The following is a 19,731-nucleotide window of genomic DNA, read 5'->3' as shown; positions in this document are numbered from 1 at the left end:
ATTCCCGCAGCTTCGCCTCGTTGGACATCCGCCTCAGTCCTTTCCGGTGGCGTCGACGAGCCGGAAGAGTTCCTCATCGCTCGCACTGTCCAAATCGGATTCCACGGCCGCGTCGACATCGCTCCACCGCCGCAACATCCCGGCCAGCTGTTCGGTGATCCGCACCCGGGTCCTGGCGTCCGGTGGCACCTCCGCCAGCAACAGGCCCACTTCGTCCAGCTTGGACCGGACCACGTCCTCGGCCGCCGGCGCCAGCCGCGCGCGCAGGTACCGCACCAGCGCGGCTGGCGTTGGGTGGTCGAACACCAGGCTCGCGGACAGCCGCAGCCCGGTGCCGGTCACGAGCCGGTTGCGCAGTTCGACGGCGGTCAGCGAGTCGAAACCCAGATCCGTGAACGCCTGGTCCTGGTCGATCGCCGCGGGATCGCGATGGCCGAGCACCGTGGCGATGTCGGTGCGCACGACCTCTCGCAGCAGATGGCTCTGCTCCCGCTCGCCCAGCCCGCGCAGCCGGTCGGCCAGACCGATCTCCGGCTCCACCTCGGCCCGGCGCGGCGCGGCTGGCACCAGCCCACGCAGCATGGCGGGCACCTCTCCATGGCGCGGCACGGTGTCGATCGGCGCCAGCACGACCACCGGGCTCGATCCGGCCAGCCCGAGGTCGAACAGCGCGCCGCCCAGCGGTTCGGTGATCGGCAGCAGTCCCCTGCGGCGCAACCGGTCCTGGTCGGCGCCCGACAGTCGGTCCGCCATGCCGCCGCTGGACCACGGCCCCCACACCAGCGACCTGGCCGGCAGCCCCCGGCGCGCGCGCCGGGTGGCCAGCGCGTCCAGCGCGGCGTTCGCCGCGGCGTAGTTGGCCTGACCGGGCCCGCCGAGCACACCTGCCACGGAGGAGAACACCACGAACTCCTTGACCGGTCCGGACAGTTCGTGCAGGTGCCATGCGGCGTCTACTTTGGATCGAAGCACGGACTCGAACTGCTCGTCGGTGAGCGTGGTCAGCACCCCGTCGGCCAACGCGCCGGCCGCGTGCACCACGGCCGTGACCGGGTGCTCGGTCAGCAGACCGGCCACCGCCGCGCGGTCGGACACGTCGCAGGCGACCGCCGTGACCTCGACGCCATGGCCGGTCAGCTCGTCGACGAACTCCGTTGGCACACCACGCCTGCCCACCAGCACCAACCGCGCCACTCCGTTGGCGAGCACGAGGTGGCGGGCGATCGCCGAGCCGAGCGCCCCCGCCGCCCCGGTGATCAGCACCCGGTCGTTCTTTGTCCATTGAGGACTGTCGGCGGTCGGCGGCGCGGCACCCAGCCTGGGCACGCTCGCCCGGCCCGAGCGCACCGCGAGCTGCGGCTCCCCGGTGGCCAGGAGTGCCGCCAGGTCGAGTTCGGCGCCCGGCTCGGCGTCGACCAGCACGATCCGACCCGGCCACTCCGTCTGCGCGGACCGAACCAGACCCCAGACCGCCGCGCCGGCCAGGTCCGGCGTCTCCCGGTCGTCCACCGCGACCGCGCCGTCGGTGCGCACCACGATAAGTTCGGCGGACCCGGTCAGCGCGGCCAGGAGCCCACCGAGGACGGCGCGCAGCGCCTCCCGAACGGCGACCAGCGAGTCCTCGGCCGGCTCGGGAAGAGCGAGTACCCGGACGTCGGGGGGTGTTGGCGCGGAGTCCGGGAGTGCCAGGGGTTGCCAGACCGGCGTGTGCACCGCGCCGGTGATCGGCTGCCGGAGGACGAACTGGTCGGCGTTGACGGGCCTGGTGGTCAACCGGTCGATCGTCAGCACCGGCCGCCCTGCCGGATCCTCGGCGTGCAGGGCCAGCGAGTCCTCGCCCTGCCTGGTCAGCCGTACCCGCAGCACCCGCGCACCGGTGGCGTGGAGCCGGCAGCCGCTCCAGCTGAACGGCAGCCGCGGCCGAGGGTCGGCGTGTGCCGCCAGGTGGAGCGCCGCGTCCAGCAGCGCCGGGTGCACGCCGTACCCGTCCTGGTCGACGGCCACCTCGACGTACCACTGCGCCTCCTGGCGCCAGGCGGCGCGCAGTCCCTGGAAGGTGGGCCCGTAGTCCAGGCCACGGGCGGCCAGCTCCGGGTACAGCTCGGTCAGCCCGACCGGCGTCGCGCCGGCGGGCGGCCACATGCCGATGGGCGCCGGGGCCGGCGCGGACGTGGCCACCAGCGTCGCGCTGGCGTGCGGAACCCAGTCCACGTCCTGGCCCTCCGGCCGGGAATGCACCAGCACCTGGGTTCGATCATCTGTTGTGGACACCGTGACCTGGATCTGGCGGGGGCCGTCCAACACCAGCGGAGACTCGATGAGCAGTTCGTCCACAGTGGTCATACCGGTCCTGGTCGCCGCGTGCATGACCAGCTCCAGCAACGCGGCGCCGGGCAGGACGACCTGCCCGAGTACCCGGTGTTCGGCCAACCAGCCAGGCGTGTCCGGGGCCAGCCGGCCGGTGAACACCAGCGCGCCGGCCACCGCCAGCGGCACGGCCGCGCCCAGCAGCGGATGGTCGGCCGGCTGCTGGCCGACCGCGCGGCCGTCGCCTCCGGTCACCGGCGCGCTGTCCAGCCAGTAGCGTTCGCGCTGGAACGGGTAGGTCGGCAGGTCAACGGTCCTGGCCTCGGCGAACACCTCGGCCCAGTCCGGCGTGTGTCCCGCCGTGTACAGCATGCCAAGCGCGGTCAGCACGGTGTGTCGCTCGTCCTTGTCCGCGCGTAGCGCGTGCGCGACGACCCGGTCGTCCAGCACCCGCTGTGCCTGCGCGGCCAGCACGCCGTCCGGCCCGAGTTCCAGGTAGGCGGACACCGACTGGCTGTCCACCTCGGTCAACGCGTCGTGAAAACGAACCGGGGCGGTGATGTGCCGTAGCCAGTACTCCGGCCGGGACATCTCGGCGCCGACCGGCCCACCGGTCACCGTGGACACGATCGCGGTGTCCGGCTGCCCGAACGACAGGTCCCGGAGTACTTCACCGAACTCCGCCAGTATCGGCGTCATCAGCGGGGAGTGGAAGGCATGACTGACTCGCAGCGGTCTGGTCCTGCGCCCCCAGGCCGCGACCTGACCGGCCAGCGCCTCAGCGCGGCCGCGGTCTCCGGACACGACCACCGCGGCCGGGCCGTTGACCGCCGCGATGCCAAGGCGGTCCTCGCCATCCAGCAGGGCGAGCACCTCGTCCTCGGTGGCCTCCACCGCGATCATCGCGCCGTCCCTCGGCAGCGCCGCCATCAGCCGGCCACGCGCCACGACCAGACGGGCGGCGTCCGCGAGCGACAGCACGCCGGCGACATGCGCGACCGCGATCTCGCCGACCGAATGGCCGACCAGCCAGTCCGGGCGCACTCCCCACGACTCGTACAACCGGTACAGCGCCGTCTGCAACACGAACAGGCCGGCCTGGGCATGGTCGGTGCGGTCCAGCAGCTCCTGGTCACCGAACAGCGCGGCCCGCAACGCGCCGGGCGCGGCGGTCTCGGCGGTCTCGGTCGCCACCGCGTCCAACGCGGCGTCCAGCGCGCCGGCGAACACCGGATACGCCTGGTACAAACCCGCTCCCATGCCCACCCGTTGCGCGCCCTGGCCGGCGAACAGATAGGCGAGTCCACCGGAGCGCGCGGTGACGCCGACGCCGGTCTCGGCGAACTCCCGCAGCCGGTCGGCCAGCTCCTCCCGATCGGCACCGACCACCACGGCCCGTCGGGAGAACGCGGTACGGGTCGTGGCCAGCGCGAGACCGACGTCGGCCACCGGCGCGTCCACCCGCTCGCGCAGGAGACCGGCGATCCGGCCGGCCTGCGCCCGCAGCGCCCTGGTGGTTCTGGCGGACAGCACCAACGGCACGGTCGTGGCCGGCACGGCGGTCCGCTCCTCGGCGGTCTCGACCACCTGCTCGATGATCACGTGCGCGTTGGTGCCGCTGATCCCGAACGAGGACACCCCGGCCCGGCGGGGCCGGTCCACCTCCGGCCACGGCCGCGCCAGTGCCAGCACCCGTACCGCGCCAGATTCCCAGTCGACCTCGGTGCTTGGCCGGTCCACGTGCAGGGTCATCGGCAACAGGCCGCGCCGCATGGCCAGCACCATCTTGATCACCCCGGCGACGCCGGCGGCCGCCTGGGTGTGGCCGAAGTTGGACTTGATCGAGCCCAGCCACAGCGGCCGGTCGGCCGCGCGGTGCTGCCCGTAGGTGGCCAACAGCGCCTGCGCCTCGATGGGGTCGCCGAGGGTGGTGCCGGTGCCGTGGCCCTCCACGGCGTCCACATCGGACGGTTCAACTCCCGACGCGGCCAGCGCGGCGCGGATCACCCGCTCCTGCGCGGGACCGTTCGGTGCGGTGAGCCCGTTGCTGGCACCGTCCTGATTGACCGCACTCCCCCGGATCACCGCGAGCACCCGCCTACCGTTGCGCCGGGCGTCCGACAACCGTTCCAACAGCAACAGTCCGACGCCTTCGGCCAGTCCGGTGCCGTCGGCGGCGTCGGCGAACGCCTTGCACCGCCCGTCCACCGCCAGGTTGCCCTGTCTGCTGAACTCCACGAACGTCTCGGGGGTGGCCATCACCGTGACGCCGCCGGCCAACGCGAGGTCACACTCCCCGCCGCGCAGGGACTGACCCGCCAGGTGCATGGCCACCAGCGAGGACGAGCACGCGGTGTCGATACTCACCGCCGGGCCTTCCAGGCCGAGGGTGTAGGAAAGCCGACCGGACAGCACGCCACCCGCGTTGGCGGCACCGAGCACCTCGGCGTAACCGTCACCGGCGGCGCCGGTGAACCGGGCGCTGTAGTCCCGGTACATGGCGCCGGCGAACACCCCGGTGTTGCTGCCGCGCAGGGAGGTCGGGTCGATGCCCGCGCGTTCCACCGCCTCCCAGGCGGTTTCCAGCAGTATCCGTTGCTGCGGATCGATGGCGATGGCCTCGCGGGGCGAGATGCCGAAGAAGGCCGGGTCGAAGTCGGCCGCACCGGCCAGGAAGCCGCCGCGTTCGGTGTGGACGGTGTCCAGCCCCGGCCAGTTCCGATCCGTCGGGAACCCGGACAGCCCCTCCCGGCCGGCCACCAGCAGCTCCCACAGCTGTTCTGGACTGTCCACCTCGCCGGGGAACCGGCAGGCCATGCCGATGATCGCCACCGGTTCGTCGGCGGCGGGCCTGCCTGGGGACGCGGCCGCGGCGATCGGCCCGCCGCCGAGGCCGGCGTGCAGGAACGCGGCCAGCGCCCTGGGTGTCGGGTGGTCGAACACCAGGGTGGCGGGCAGTCGCGTACCGATGGCCTTGCTCAGCCGGTTGCGCAGCTCCACCGAGGTCAGCGAGTCGAACCCGAGGTCGCGGAACGCCTGGTCCTCGGGTACCTCGGCCGGATCGGTGTGGCCGAGGATGCGCGCGACCTGACCACGCACCAGTTCGAGCAGCGTGGCCTGACGCTGTGGTTCGGCAAGCGCGCGCAGCCGCTCGGCCAGGTCGATGTCGTCACCGGAGACCGCTTGGCGCCGCGCGGGGGGCACCAGCCCCCGCAGCAGGACCGGCACCGAGTCGCTGGTCCGTAGTGCGCTCAGGTTCAGCGGGGTGACGGCCAACACCGGCCGGTCGAGGCTCATGGCCGCGTCGAAGGCGGCCAGGCCCGCCTCGGTGTCGATCGGGGCGAGACCGTCCCGGGCCAGCCGGGCGTGGTCGATGTCCTCGAGGTGACCGGTCATGCCGCTGTCCGACGACCACAGTCCCCAGGCAAGGGACGTCGCGGGCAGCCCGCGCTCGCGCCGGTGGCGGGCCACGGCGTCCAGCGCGGCGTTGGCCGCCGCGTAGTTGGCCTGGCCGGAACTGCCGATCAGCCCGGCCAGCGAGGAGTAGAGCACGAAGGCGTCCAGTTCGCCGGTGAGCACGTGCAGGTGCCACGCCGCGTCCACTTTGGCCCGCAGCACCCGCGCCACCTGCTCGGCGGTCAGCGAGGTGAGGGTCCCGTCGGCCAATACCCCGGCGGTGTGGACCACGGCGGTCAGCGGCCGGTCGAGGTCTGCCAGCAGGCCCCGCACGGCCTCCCGGTCCGCGACATCGCAGGCCACCACCCGCACCTGGGTCCCCAGCTCGGTCAGTTCGGCCACCAGTTCCCTGGCACCGGGCGCGTCCTGGCCGCGCCTGCTGGTGAGCACCAGGTGCCCGACCCCGTGCGCGCGGACCAGGTGCCTGGCCAGGGCCGCGCCCAGCGTGCCGGTGCCCCCGGTGATCAGCACGCTGCTGTCGGGTCGCCAGACCACCTCCGGGGAACCCGGTTCGGTGACCCTGGTCAGTCGGGGCACCATCACGGCGGCGCCCCGAATCGCGAGCTGTGGTTCCCCGGTCGCCAACACCGGTGCGATGTCCACCCCGGTGGGTGCGTCCACCAGCACGATCCGCCCCGGGTGTTCGGACTGGGCGGCGCGCAGCAGACCCCAGACCGCCGCGGCGGCCGGGTTCACCTGGTCCCACCGGGTGGCCGTCACCGCGTTCCTGGTGGTCACCACGAGGGTGGTGTCGGCGAACCGGTCCTCGGTAAGGAACCGCTGGACCACGTCGAGGGTGTGGTCGAGCGTCTGCCGCACGGCGACCGTGAGCTCGGCATCGACGGCGGGCGGCTGCCAGCGTACGGCCGGCCCCGGCCGATCGTCGTCCATTGTGGACACCACGACGGTGGTGGCCGCCGGCAGGGCGATCGGCTGCCAGGTCTCCTCGAGCAGCAGGTCGGCACCGGACATCCGGACACCGGACAGGTCGGCGGGCCGGGTGGTCAGCGAGTCCACGGTGAGCACGGGCCGGCCCGCCGGGTCGGTGGCCGCCACCGCGACCGCGCCCTCCCCGGCCGGGGTGAGCCGGACCCGTAGCCGGGTCGCCCCGACCGCGTGCGACCGCACCCCGTGCCAACTGAACGGCAGTCTGATGCCGTCGGTGAACCGGTGATACGCGAACAGGTGCAGTGCGGCGTCCAGCAACGCCGGATGGAGGCCGAACCCGGCCGGATCGCCGGGCAGCGCCACCTCCGCGTACAGCTCGTCACCTCGGCGCCAGGCGGCGGTCAGGCCGCGGAAGACCGGTCCGTACCGCAGGCCGCGCTCGGCCAGCTCGGCGTAGACGTCGGTGAGGTCCACCGGCTCCACGCCGACCGGGGGCCACTGGTCGGTGTCGGCGGGTTCCGGTCGATGCCGGTCGGTCAGCACACCGCTGGCGTGGGACACCCACGGCCCGTGCCCGGCGCGCGAGTGAATGGTCACCGGGTAGCGACCGTCCTCGCCTCGGCGCAGGTCGATCTGGAGCTGTCGCGGCTCGGTCAGGTCCAGTGGCGTCTCGATGACCAGTTCGTCCACAGTCGACAGACCAAGGTGGTCGCCCGCGTGCACGGCCAACTCGAGCAGCGCGGTAGCGGGCAGGATGACGGTGTCCCGGACCGCGTGGTCGGCCAGCCAGGGATGGTCGGCCAGGCTCACTCGTCCGGTGAACAGCACGCCGTCCCCGGCCGCCGCGGCGACCATCGTGCTGAGCAGCGGATGGCCGGCGGCGGCCAGCCCCAGCCCACCGGGATCGCCGGCCGCCCGGTCCGCGCCGAGCCAGAACCGCCTGCGTTGGAAGGCGTAGCCGGGCAACGGCACCCTGGACGCGTCCGGTCCGTAGGCGGCGGTCCAGTCGAGCGCCACCCCTCGGCTGTACGCCTGCCCGACCGCCGACAGGAACTGGGCGAGGTCGCCGTGGTCGCGCCGCAGGGTGCCGAGCGCGGCCACCGGCGCGTCCGCCAGGGTGTCCTCGATGCTGGACACCAGCACCGGATGCGTGCTCACCTCGACGAAGACCACCTGGCCGACGCTGTCGGCCACGGCCAGGGCGGTGTCGGCGAACAGTACCGGTCGGCGCAGGTTCCGGTACCAGTACTCGGCGGTCAGCCCGGCGGTGTCGAACCGCCCGCCGGTGACCGTGGAGTAGAACGGCACCGCCGAGGACACCGGGGTGATCCCGGCCAGCTCCGTCCGCAACCGGTCCGCGATGTGCTCGACCTGGACGCTGTGGGAGGCGTAGTCCACCGGCAGCATCCGGTGCCGGACACCTTCCCGCCCGCACCGGGCGGCCACCTCGGCGAGCACGTCCGGCGCGCCGGAAAGCACCACGGCGGCCGGTCCGTTGATCACCGCGAGATCGGCACCATCGGCAAGCTCCTCGGCCCGTTCGGCGGACACCGCCAGGGACAGCATGCCCCCCTTGCCACTGAGCTCCCGCGCGATCAGACCGCTGCGCGAGGCCACGATCCGCGCCCCATCCGCGACCGAAAGCCCGCCGGCCACCACCGCCGCGGCGATCTCCCCCTGGGAGTGCCCCACCACCGCGACCGGCTCGACCCCGTGCGACCGCCACAACGCGGCCAGGCCCACCATCACCGCGAAGGAGACCGGCTGGACCACGTCGACCCGGTCCAGGTCCGGCGCACCCGCGGCGGACCGCAGCACGTCCAGCACGGACCAGTCGGCGAACGGTGCCAACGCGGCCGCGCACTGCGCCACCGCCCCGTGGAAGACCGGCGAGGAGTCCAGCAACTCCGCCGCCATCCCCGCCCACTGCGCGCCCTGGCCGGGGAACACGAACACCACTCGACCGGGTCGGACCTGGTGCACGTCCGCGCGTCCGTCGGCCACCGCCGCGAGCTCAGCCGGCAGGGTGTCCCGGCCGCCGACCACCGCGGCCCGGTAGTCGAACTGGTCCCGGCTGGTGACCAGGGAGAACCCCACGTCCGCCGGGTGCGGTGCCGGCAGCCGGGTGACGTGGTCGGCCAGCCGCGCCGCCTGCGCCCGCACCGCCTCGGCGCTGTGGCCGGACACCACCCAGGGCACCACGTCCGGCAGGTTCCTCGGCGCGGCCGGTTCCGGTTCGGGCGCCTGTTCCAGGATCACGTGCGCGTTGGTGCCGCTGATCCCGAACGAGGACACCGCCGCCCGGCGGTGCCGGTCCACCGCCGGCCACGGCCGGGCCTCGGTCAGCAGGGCCACCCCGCCGGCGGACCAGTCCACCGCCGGGGTCGGCTCATCCACGTGCAACGTCCTCGGCAACACACCGTGCCGCATCGCCTGCACCATCTTGATCACACCGCCCACCCCGGCCGCGGCCTGGGTGTGCCCGATGTTCGACTTCAACGACCCCAACCACAGCGGACGATCGGCGCCACGGCCCCGCCCGTAGGTCGCCAGCAACGCCTGCGCCTCGATCGGATCGCCCAACGGCGTACCCGTGCCGTGCGCCTCCACCGCGTCCACATCGGACGTGGTGAGCCCGGCGGCGGCCAGCGCCCGCAGGATCACCCGTTGCTGGGAAGGACCGTTGGGGGCGCTGAGCTGACTGCTCTTGCCGTCCTGGTTGACCGCGCTGCCGCGGATCAGCGCGAGCACCGGGTGGCCGAGCCGCCGCGCGTCGGACAACCGGGCGAGGGCGAGCGTGCCGACGCCCTCCGACCAGCTGGTGCCGTCGGCGGCCTTGGCGAAGGACTTGCACCGGCCGTCCGGTGCCAGGCCGCGCTGCCTGCTGAAGTCGATGAAGAATCCCGGCGTGGACAGCACCGCCACACCGCCGGCCAGCGCCAACCCGCACTCCCGGTTGCGCAGGGCCTGGACCGCCAGGTGCATCGCCACCAGCGAGGAGGAGCACGCGGTGTCCACAGTGACCGCGGGACCCTCCAGCCCGAGGGTGTAGGAGATCCGGCCGGAGGCGACGCTGAGCTGGTTGCCGGTGACCAGATAGCCGTCGGCCGCCGCCACCGTCGGGTTCAGCAGACTGGGCCCGTACTCCTGGGCCATGATGCCAACGAACACCCCGGTGTCACTGCCCCACAAGGTGTTCGGCGCGATGCCGGCGTCCTCGAGTGCCGAGTACGCGGACTCCAGCAACAGCCGCTGTTGCGGGTCCATGGCCTGCGCCTCACGCGGTGAGATGCCGAAGAACTCGGCGTCGAACTCATCGGCGTCGTGCAGGAAGCCACTTTCCCGCGAGTAGGAGGTACCGGACCTGTCCGGGTCCGGGTCGTACAGGGCGTCCAGGTCCCAGTCCCGGTTGGCCGGGAAGCCGGTGACCGCGTCCTGCCCGTCGGCGACCAGTCGCCACAGGTCGGCCGGGTCACGCACGTTCCCGGGGTACCGACAGCTCATCCCGACGATGGCGATGGGCTCGCCGGCCACGGCATCCAGTTCGCGGATGCGGCCACGGGCCTGCTTGAGCTGCGCGGTGACCTGGTTGAGGTACTCACGCAGCTTCTTGGCGTCCGCCACAGTGGTTCACCTTCTCGGGGTCAGGGGAGCTCGAGTTCCTCGTCGATCAGTGCGAACAGCTCGTCGTCGGATGCCTCGGTGAGGTCGGTGTGGTCGCCACCGAGACGGTTGAGCAACAGGATCAGCCGGTCGACCACGGCCGCGCGCTCCCCGCCGCCGGAGCCGTTCTCCAGCGCCAGGAACACGTTCTCCAGCCGGTCCAGTTCGGCGAGCACGTCGGGGGCGGGTGCCCCGGCCAGTTCGGCGAGCAGATAACCGGCGAGTGCCCTTGGCGTCGGATAGTCGAAGATCACGGTGCTCGGCAACGGCGACCCGACGAGCCCGGCAAGCCTGTTCCGCAGCTCCAGCGCGCTGAGCGAGTCGAACTCCGCCTCCAGGAAGCCGACGTTCGGCTTGATCGCGTGTGGACTGTCGTGGCCGAGCACCTCGGCCGCGGTGCGCGACACCAGTTCCAGCAACCGGTGCTGTTTGTCCTCAGTGGACAATGGGGCGAGCTCGGCGGCCAGGGACCGGACCGGGGCGACCGGGGTGCGCTCCGCGACCCCCGCCAGGCCACGCAGCATCGGCGAGCCACGGTCGGACGTCCACCCGGTCAGGTCCAGCCGGGCGGCGACCACGGCCGGCACGTCGGACCCGAGCGCGGCGTCGAAGAGCGCCAGTCCCTGGTCGACCGAAATGGTGGCCAGCCCTCGGCGGCCGAGGGCGACCACCTCGGCGCTGGAAAGACCGCCGGCCATGCCGGCGTCCCACAGGCCCCAGGCCGCCGACACCGCGGGAAGTCCACCGGCCACGCGGTAGGCGGCCAGTGCGTCCAGGAAGGTGTTCGCCGCCGCATAGCCTGCCTGGCCGGGGTTTCCCAGCACGCCGACCGCCGAGGAGAACAACACGAACGCGCTCAGCGGCAGGTCCCTGGTGAGCGTGTGCAGGTTCCAGGCCGCGTCCACCTTGGCGCGCAACACCTTCTCGATGTCCTGTGTGGTCATCGCCGCGAACACGCCATCGGCGAGCACGCCCGCCGTGTGCACCACCGCGGTGAGCGGATGATCGGCGGGCACCGAGTCCAGCAGTGCCGACATGGCCTCGCGGTCGGCGGCGTCGCACCCGGCGATCCGGACCTCGGCGCCCAGCTCGGTGAGCGCGGCGGCCAGCGCGGCGGCGCCCGGCGCGTCGGGACCGCGCCTGCTGGTGAGCAGCAGCCGGCGCACGCCGTGCTCGACGACCAGGTGCCTGGCGACCAGCGCACCCAACGCGCCGGTGCCGCCGGTGATTAGCACGGTCCCCGTCGGCGACAGCTCGGGCTCGGTGTGTTCCCCCGCGGTGTGCCTGACCAGCCGGGGCACCAGGACCACGCCCCGCCGCACGGCCAGCTCCGGCTCGGCACAGCCCAGCGCCAGGGGGATGGCCGCCTCGCTGTCGGCGTGCTCGTCGATGTCCAGCAGCACGATCCGGCCGGGGTGTTCGGCCTGCACGGTGCGGATGAGACCAACCAGCGGGGCCGACCCCAGATCGGGCACGTCCGCCGGCGCGACGGCCACGGCCATGCCGGTGAGCACGACCAGGGTGGCCGGGGCGGGGCGCGCCGTGGCGAGCCAGTCCCGGATGTCGGCGGTCACCGAGGTGAGCACCGTGCGGACGTCGGTCATCGGGTCGGCGCCACCGAGCCCGCGCGCGTCCAGCACCACCTGCTCGGGAGTGTCGGCCAACGCGGCGTGGCCGGTGGGCTCGGCGGGCACCCAGCGCACCACATGGGGAATCGCCGGACGGGCGGTCCCGAGCCGCGCGGGGAGCAGCCGGAGCGCCCGGATCTCGGCGACCGGGTTGCCGTCCTGGTCGGTGGCGGTGATGTCCACGGACTGGTCGCCGGCCGGCACGAGGCGCACCCGCAGCGCGGTGGCGGCCCGGCGGTGCCACGTGACGCCGGACCAGGCGAACGGCAGCCGCACCTCCCCGTCGGCGGTGAGTCCGTTCGCCACCAGGGGATGCAAGGCGGCGTCGAGCAGCGCGGGGTGCAGCAGGAAGCCCTCCGCCTCCGGCACGGCGACCTCGACGAACACCTCCTCGCCCCGGCGCCACGCCGCGCTCAGCCCCTGGAAGGCGGGCCCGTACTGGTAGCCACCGGCGCGCAGCGTGCCGTAGAGCGCGGTCAGGTCCACCGGCTCCGCGTCGGGCGGCAACCAGTCCGCGGTGGCTCGGGGAGCCGGGTTCTCGGCGCTCAGGTAACCCAGGCCGTGCGCGATCCAGTCCTCGGCCGCGGTCCGGGAGTGGACGGCCAGGGTGCGCCGGCCACTGTCGTCCGCGACGCCGACGACGACCTGCAGCTCGGTGCTGGCGTCGGCGGTCAACGGCAGCGGGGCCCGCAGGGTGAGCTCCTCGACGGTCCCGCACCCGGCCAGCTCGGCGGCGCGCAGCGCGAGCTCAACGAACGCGGTACCGGGAAACAGGATCCGGTCAAGCACGACGTGGTCGGCCAGCCAGGGTTGGCTGCCGAGCGACAACCCGCCGGTGAGTACCAGGCCGCCGTCCGCGAGCCGCACGGTGCCGGTGAGCAGCGGGTGATCCTCGCCGCCATGGCCGTTGACCTCGCTGAGCCAGAACCGTTGGCGGGTGAACACCGTGGTCGGCAGGTCCACCCGGCGGGCGGCCGGCCCGTGGACCGCCGCCCAGTCCGGGCGGTGGCCCGCGGCGTGCAACGCGCCGAGCGCGGACAGGACGGCGCGTGGCTCGTCCTGTCCGGAACGCAGGGCGGGCAGCACCGCCCGCTCCTCGCCGAGAACCTGACGAACCTGCGCGGTCAGCACACCGTCCGGGCCCAGCTCAAGGAACGCCTGCGAACCGGGCACCTGGGACACGGCGTCGTGGAAGCGGACCGTGGCCAGCACGTGCCGCACCCAGTACTCCGGATCGCCCCACTCGTCGCGCACCCGACGACCGGTCACCGTCGACACGACCGGGATGCCGGGTTCGGCGAACGTCAGGCCGCCGACCACCTGACGGAACTCGGCCAGCATCGGCTCCATCAGCGGCGAGTGGAACGCATGGCTGACCCGGAGCCGTTTGACCCGCCGGCCGAGCCGGGTGAACCGCCCGGTCACCTGCCGGACCTGCTCGGTCGCGCCGGACACCACCACCGAGCGGGGGCCGTTGACCGCGGCGACGGCCACCTGCCCGAGGCCGGCGATCGCCTCGACCGCCTCGGCCTCGGTGGCCTCCACCGCCACCATCTCGCCGCCCGCCGGCAGTCGCGCCATCAACCGGCCGCGCGCGGCCACCAGTCGAGCGGCGTCGGCCAGGCCGAGCACCCCGGCGACATGCGCGGCGGTGATCTCCCCCACCGAGTGCCCGAGCACCAGGTCCGGTCGCACCCCCCAGGACTCGAACAGCCCGGACAGCGCGGTCTGCAGGACGAACAAACCCGCCTGGGCGTACACCGTGTCGTCGATCAGCTCGCCGTAACCCCACAGCACCGCGCGCACCGGGGTGTCCAGGACACCGGCCAGTTCGGTGTCCACCGCGGCCACCGCGGCATCCCAGGACTCGGCGAACACCGGATAGGCCCGGTACAGCTGCTGGCCCATCCCGACGCGTTGTCCGCCCTGGCCGGAGAACTGGTAGGTCAGCCCACCGGACCTCGGCACCCTGGCGACCCCGGCGCGGGACTCGGCCACCGCCAGCAGCCCGGCCAGCAGCTCGTCCCGGTCGGCGGCCACGACCACGGCATGGTCGTCCCACGTGGCCCGGGTGGTGGCCAGCGAGAATCCCACGTCCGCGACGGACAGCTCCGGTCGGGCGGCGATCTGGTCGGCCAACGCGCCGGCCTGGTCGCGCACGGCCTGCTCGGTCCGCCCGGACAGCACGCACGGCAGCGGCGCTCCCGGCTCGTCCCGCTCCCGGTCGGGCGCGGACTCCACCGGGTACTGCTCGATGATCACGTGGGCGTTGGTGCCGCTGATGCCGAACCCGGACACCCCGGCCCGGCGTGGCCGATCCACCTCCGGCCACGGCCGCGCCGCCGAGGACAGCCGCACGCTGCCCGCCGACCAGTCCACGTGCCGCGACGGTTCGTCCAGGTGCAGGGTTCCCGGCATCACGCCGGTCCGCAACGCGTGCACCATGGTGATCACGCCGGTGACCCCGGCCGCGGCCTGGGTGTGTCCGACATTCGACTTCACCGACCCCAGCAGCAGCGGCCGGTCCGCCGGCCGCGCGCCGTAGACGTTGATCAGCGCCTGTGCCTCGATCGGATCGCCGAGCTCGGTGCCGGTGCCGTGGGCCTGCACGGCGTCCACGGCCTCCGGCGCCAGCCCGGCGTCGGCGAGCGCGGCCAGGATCACCCGTTCCTGGGACGGCCCGTTCGGCGCGGTCAACCCGTTGCTGGCGCCGTCCTGGTTGACCGCGGTGCCGCGCAGCGTGGCCAACACCGGATGCCCGGCGCGGCGCGCGTCGGACAGTCGTTCGAGCAACAACAACCCGACGCCCTCGCCCCAGACGGTGCCGTCGGCCGCGTCGGCGAACGGCTTGCACCGGCCGTCGGGCGCCAGCCCGCGCTGGCGGCTGAACTCGGTGAACATGCCCGGCGTGGACATCACGGTGACGCCACCGGCCACGGCCATGCCGCTCTCGCCCCGGCGCAGCGACTGCACGGCCAGGTGCACCGACACCAGCGACGCCGAGCAGGCGGTGTCCACGGTCAGCGCCGGTCCCTCCAGACCGAACACATAGGACAGTCGACCGGAGGCCACGCTGGACGTGCCGCCGGTCAACGCGTGCCCCTCATAACCCCGTGGCGTCCGGTGCATACGTCGGCCGTACTCCTGGGGCATCATGCCGACGAACACCCCGGTGCGGCTGCCACGCAGGCTCGTCGGATCGATCCCGGCTCGCTCGAACAGCTCCCAGGCCGACTCCAGCAACAGCCGTTGCTGCGGATCCATCACCGTGGCCTCGCGTGGGCTCAGGCCGAAGAACGCGCCGTCGAACCGGTCCGCCGTGTACAGGAACCCACCTTCGCGGATGTAGGAGGTGTTGGGGCGGCTGCCGTCCGGGTCATAGATTCCCGCCAGGTCCCAGCCTCGGTTGTCCGGGAACGGCCCGATCGCGTCGACCCCGTCCACAGCCAGCTGCCACAACGCCTCCGGAGTATCCGCGGCACCCGGCCACCGCCCGCTCATGGCCACGATCGCGATGGGCTCCTGATCGTCGGCCGTGGCCGGCGCCGCCCGCTCGGTGGACCCGCCGGACAGCGACCGGATGACCGCGGCCGGCGTGGGGTGGTTGTAGGTGAGCGTCACCGGCAGCCGTTGCCCGAGCGCGGCGCCAAGCAGGTCGCGGAACTCCACCGCGCCAACGGAGTCGAGGCCGAGATCCTTGAACGACCGGCCGACGGGTATGTCGTCCACTGTGGAGTGACCAAGCACGGCGGCGACGCTCCGCATGACCGCGGTGGCCACATCGGTGACCTGCGCCGGGGTCGCCTCGACCGGGTCGTCGTTCTTGTGCGCGGCAACGGGAACCGGCGGCGAGTCGGCATCGAGCCGGTACCGGGATCCCCCGAAGGCATAGCCGGGCAACGTGACCCGGCGTCCCCCCGACGGCCCGTACACGGCCGGCCAGTCCACCTCGCCGTGCACGTGGAGCATTGCCAGGGACCGCAGGACCTGGTCCATGCCGCCCCGCTCGCGGCGCAACGTGCCGGTCACCATGGCGTCGGCGCCGGTGTCGTCGATGATCTGCCCGACACCGTAGGCCAGCACCGGGTGCGCGCTGCTCTCGACGAAGGCGTGCGCGCCGTCGCGCAACGCGGCGCGCACGGCCTGATCGAGTCGCACGGTCTGCCGCAGGTTGCGGTACCAGTAGTCCGCCGTCAACTGGGAGGTGTCCAGCAGGTCACCGGTAACGGTGGAGTAGAACGGGATATCGACCGGGCGGGGGGTGATCCCCGACAGCGCGGCCAGCAGGTCCGCGCGCAGCGGTGCCACCTGCGCGGAGTGGGAGGCGTAGTCGACCGGGACCATCCTGGCGTCCACGCCCTCGGCGGTGTAACGGTCCAGCAGCGCGCGCACCGCCCCGACCGCGCCGGAGACCACCGTGCTGGCGGGTCCGTTTATCGCCGCCACGCTGATCGCCGCCACACTGATCGGCTGGTCCCCGTGCTCGAGGTCGGCGCGCACCCGGACGGCGGGCAGCGGAACCGAGAGCATGCCGCCCGTGCCGCCAAGCTGCGCAATCGCCTTGCTGCGCAACGCGACCACCGCCGCACCATCCGAAAGGGACAGTGCGCCGACGGCTACCGCCGCGGCGATCTCGCCCTGTGAGTGACCGATCACCGCGTCCGGGCGCACCCCCACCGACCGCCACAGTGCCGCCAGCGACACCATCACGGCGAACAGCACGGGCTGAACCACATCGACCCGCTCCAGCGAGGCGCTGCCCGGCACCGCGCGCAGGACATCCCGGACCGACCAGTCGACGTGTCGCTCGATCGCCGCCGCGCAGTCCCCGAGCGCGCTGGCGAACGCCGGGGACTCGTCCAGCAGGGCCACGGCCATCTCGGCCCACTGCGCGCCCTGGCCGGGGAACACGAACACGGTGCCGCCGGCCGCCGCGCCTCGTTCACCACGAACCAGATCGGGCGACTGCGCGTCCGTGCCCAACGCGTCCAAGCCGGTCAGCAACTCGTGCCGGGTCCGGCCGACGACCACCGCGCGATGCCGGAAGTGGGTACGCGTGGTGGCCAGGGAGAGTCCGACGTCCACGTGGTCGAGGTCGGGGTCCGCGTCGACGTGCGCGCGCAACGACGCCGCCTGCGCGCGCAACGCGGGCAGGGACGCAGCCGACACCGGCCAGGCCACGGCCCTGGCGGCCCTGGCGGCCCCGGCGGCCCGGCGCGGCTCGCCGGCTCGAGCGGGTTCGGGCGCGGTGGACAGCACCACGTGGCAGTTCGTGCCGCCCATGCCGAAGGCGGACACCCCGGCGACGATCCGGCCGTGCGCGGGCAGTTCGGTGAGCTCGGGCACCACGCGCAGCCCGAGCTCGGCCAGCGGGATGTCCGGGTTGGGCACGGCGAAGTTGAGACTGGCCGGCAGTGCCCGGTTGGCCAGCGACAGCACCACCTTGAGCAGGCCGGCGATACCGGCCGCGCCCTCCAGATGGCCGATGTTGGTCTTCACCGAGCCGACGGACAGTTCCTCCTCCCGGTGCACGAAGGCCGCGCCAAGGGCCGCCGCCTCCACCGGATCACCGAGCTTGGTGCCGGTGCCGTGCAGCTCGACATACGCGACCTCGCCCGCCTCGACGCCCGCCCGGCGCTGGGCCGCGGCCACCACCGCCTGCTGGCCGGCCGCCGTCGGCGTGGTCAGGGTGTCGCTGGCCCCGTCGCTGTTCACCGCGCTGCCCAGGATCACGGCGTGGATGGGATCGCCGTCCGCGATCGCCGAGGTCAGTGGCTTGAGCAGCACCACCGCCGCGCCTTCGCCCCGCACGTAACCGTTGGCCCTGGCGTCGAAGGTGAAGCTGCGGCCATCCGGGGACAACGCGCCGAGCCGCCGCGCCCGTACCGTGCTGTCCAGCGCCAGGTTCAGGTTGACCCCGCCCGCGATGGCCACTGTGGACTCGCCGCGGCGCAGGCTCTCCACCGCGAGGTGCACGGCCACCAACGAGGAGGACTGTCCGGAGTCGACGGTCAGGCTCGGACCGCGCAGTCCGAAATGGTAGGAGAGGCGGTTGGCCAACAGTCCCCGGCTCACCCCGGTCAGCGTGTGCCGGGTGACCGCGTCCGGGCCTCGCCGGGCGGCCAGCACCGCGAAGTCGTCGGCCATCGCGCCGATGAACACCCCGGCCGGGCGCTCGCGTAACGCCGCCGGCCGTAGTCGGGCGTTCTCCATCGCCGTCCAGGTGAGCTCAAGCAACATCCGCTGCTGCGGATCCATCGCGGCGGCCTCTCGTGGAGAGATGCCGAAGAACTCCGCGTCGAATCGATCGGTGTCCGCGAGCACCCCGGCCGGCCCGGCCGGCCCGTCGACGACGGCACTGCGCCCGTCGGCCAGCAGCCGCCAGAACTCCACCGGATCCGACGCGCCGGGGAACCGGCAGGACAGGCCGATGACCGCGATCGCCGGGTCCACCACGCTGGACGTGCTCATCCGCTTCCCCTCGCGTCGAAGGACGTGCTCAGGCCGTTGCCGCCATGCCGACGGGCCGCGCGCCACCCGTGCCGAGAACCTCCGCCAGATGCAGCGCGGCGTGCAACTGCAGGCGGTTGTCTCCCAGTGGGCTGCCCCGAAGCTGTTCGGCCTTCTTCACCCGGTACAGCACGGTGTTCTTCGCGACGTGCAGGCGTCGGGCCGCGACCGCCGGGCTGCGGTCCTCGTCGAGGTAGCTCTTCAACGTGGCCCGCAGCATCCGCGCGGTCGGGGTGTCCTCGGCCAACGGCCCCAGCTCGCGGGCCACGAAGGCCGCCGCAGCCTGCTCGTCCGCGGCCAACAGCGCGATGAACTCCAACGTGCGGTACTCGTGCACGGTGGCCGTGCCGGAGCGGGTGCCGATCCTGGCCGCGGTCACGGCCTGCAGGTGCGAGGTGCGCAGTCCGCCCACCCCGCAGGCGGGGAGCCCGACCGCGGCGCGCACGTCCCCTGGCAACGGCACATCGACCAGCACCGCACCCGTCGCCGGTTGCGCGCCCCAGGCCCACAGGCCGGCGGCGCCGGCCGGGATCAGCAGCTTCGCCGCGCAGCCCGCGCGGCCGAGCAGGCTCAGCGCGGCGCGTTCCAGGTCCGCGTCCCGCCGGTCGTCCCGTTCGGACCACACCAGCACGGCGAGGTGTTGCTGGGCGACGTCGTACCCGAGCCTGCGCGTGGCCTTGTCCTCGGGCACGGGTTCACCGCGCAGCACGCCGCGCACCAACTCCCGGCGCTGCGCGACCAGCCCACTGTGCCATTTCTCCCGCTCCCGGAGGAACCGGGTGGACACCAGCCGGCACAGGGTCTCCATGGCGTCGAAAAGCGCCTCGGACAGCTCGCCCATCACCGCCGTCGGGCGATCAGCCGCACCCAGCCGACCACATCTGCCCATCAGGTCCTGGGTGATCCGGGCATGCGCCATGCGGATGATGGCCAGCGACGCGTCGAGTTCGAAGCCGCGTTCCACGTGGGTCCGCACCGCCGCCTCGACATCCCTGGTCAGTGCCGCCGGCAGCCGCTGGGCGCCGCACAGCCGCAGCGCACACCACAGCGCGATGAGTTCCAGGAACGCGTGGTCAACCGGGGTGAGCCGGACGTCACCGCACTCGGCCAACTCCTGGGTGATGGCCCTGCGCAGGTCGCCTCCGGTGGACACCGCCCAGCCGACCCCTTCATGTCCACAGTGGACAATCGCCTCCGCGATCACCTCGGCGTGGCAGGCGGATTCGTCTGCCACCCCGGGGGCCGCGGACAGCAGCAAGCGCGCCGTGTTCGCCATCCC

3 protein-coding genes are annotated in these 19,731 nt (G+C 73.2%); all 3 read right to left on the bottom strand.

The features are described from left to right. Positions 1-33: 33 nt before the first annotated feature. Genes ACYVIP_RS22160 through ACYVIP_RS22150 form a run of 3 tightly spaced genes read right to left on the bottom strand, consistent with a single transcriptional unit; the run spans position 34 to position 19,728 of the window. Positions 34-10,275 carry an SDR family NAD(P)-dependent oxidoreductase gene (locus tag ACYVIP_RS22160; RefSeq protein WP_460399302.1) on the bottom strand — a complete coding sequence of 3,414 codons (10,242 nt, stop codon included), beginning with the start codon at positions 10,273-10,275 and terminating at the stop codon, positions 34-36. A 20-nt stretch (positions 10,276-10,295) separates the two neighbouring features. Continuing rightward, entirely contained in the window at positions 10,296-18,413 is an 8,118-nt protein-coding gene (locus ACYVIP_RS22155) for a type I polyketide synthase (RefSeq protein ID WP_460399300.1), read from the bottom strand. 28 nt (positions 18,414-18,441) lie between these two features. Then, complete coding sequence (locus ACYVIP_RS22150; protein WP_460399298.1) at positions 18,442-19,728, bottom strand: PucR family transcriptional regulator; 1,287 nt, start codon at positions 19,726-19,728, stop codon at positions 18,442-18,444. Positions 19,729-19,731: the final 3 nt, after the last annotated feature.

This window comes from Actinophytocola sediminis, assembly GCF_054779715.1.
Note: the sequence above shows the minus strand (reverse complement) of the source record. Positions and strands in the feature narration are given on the sequence as shown.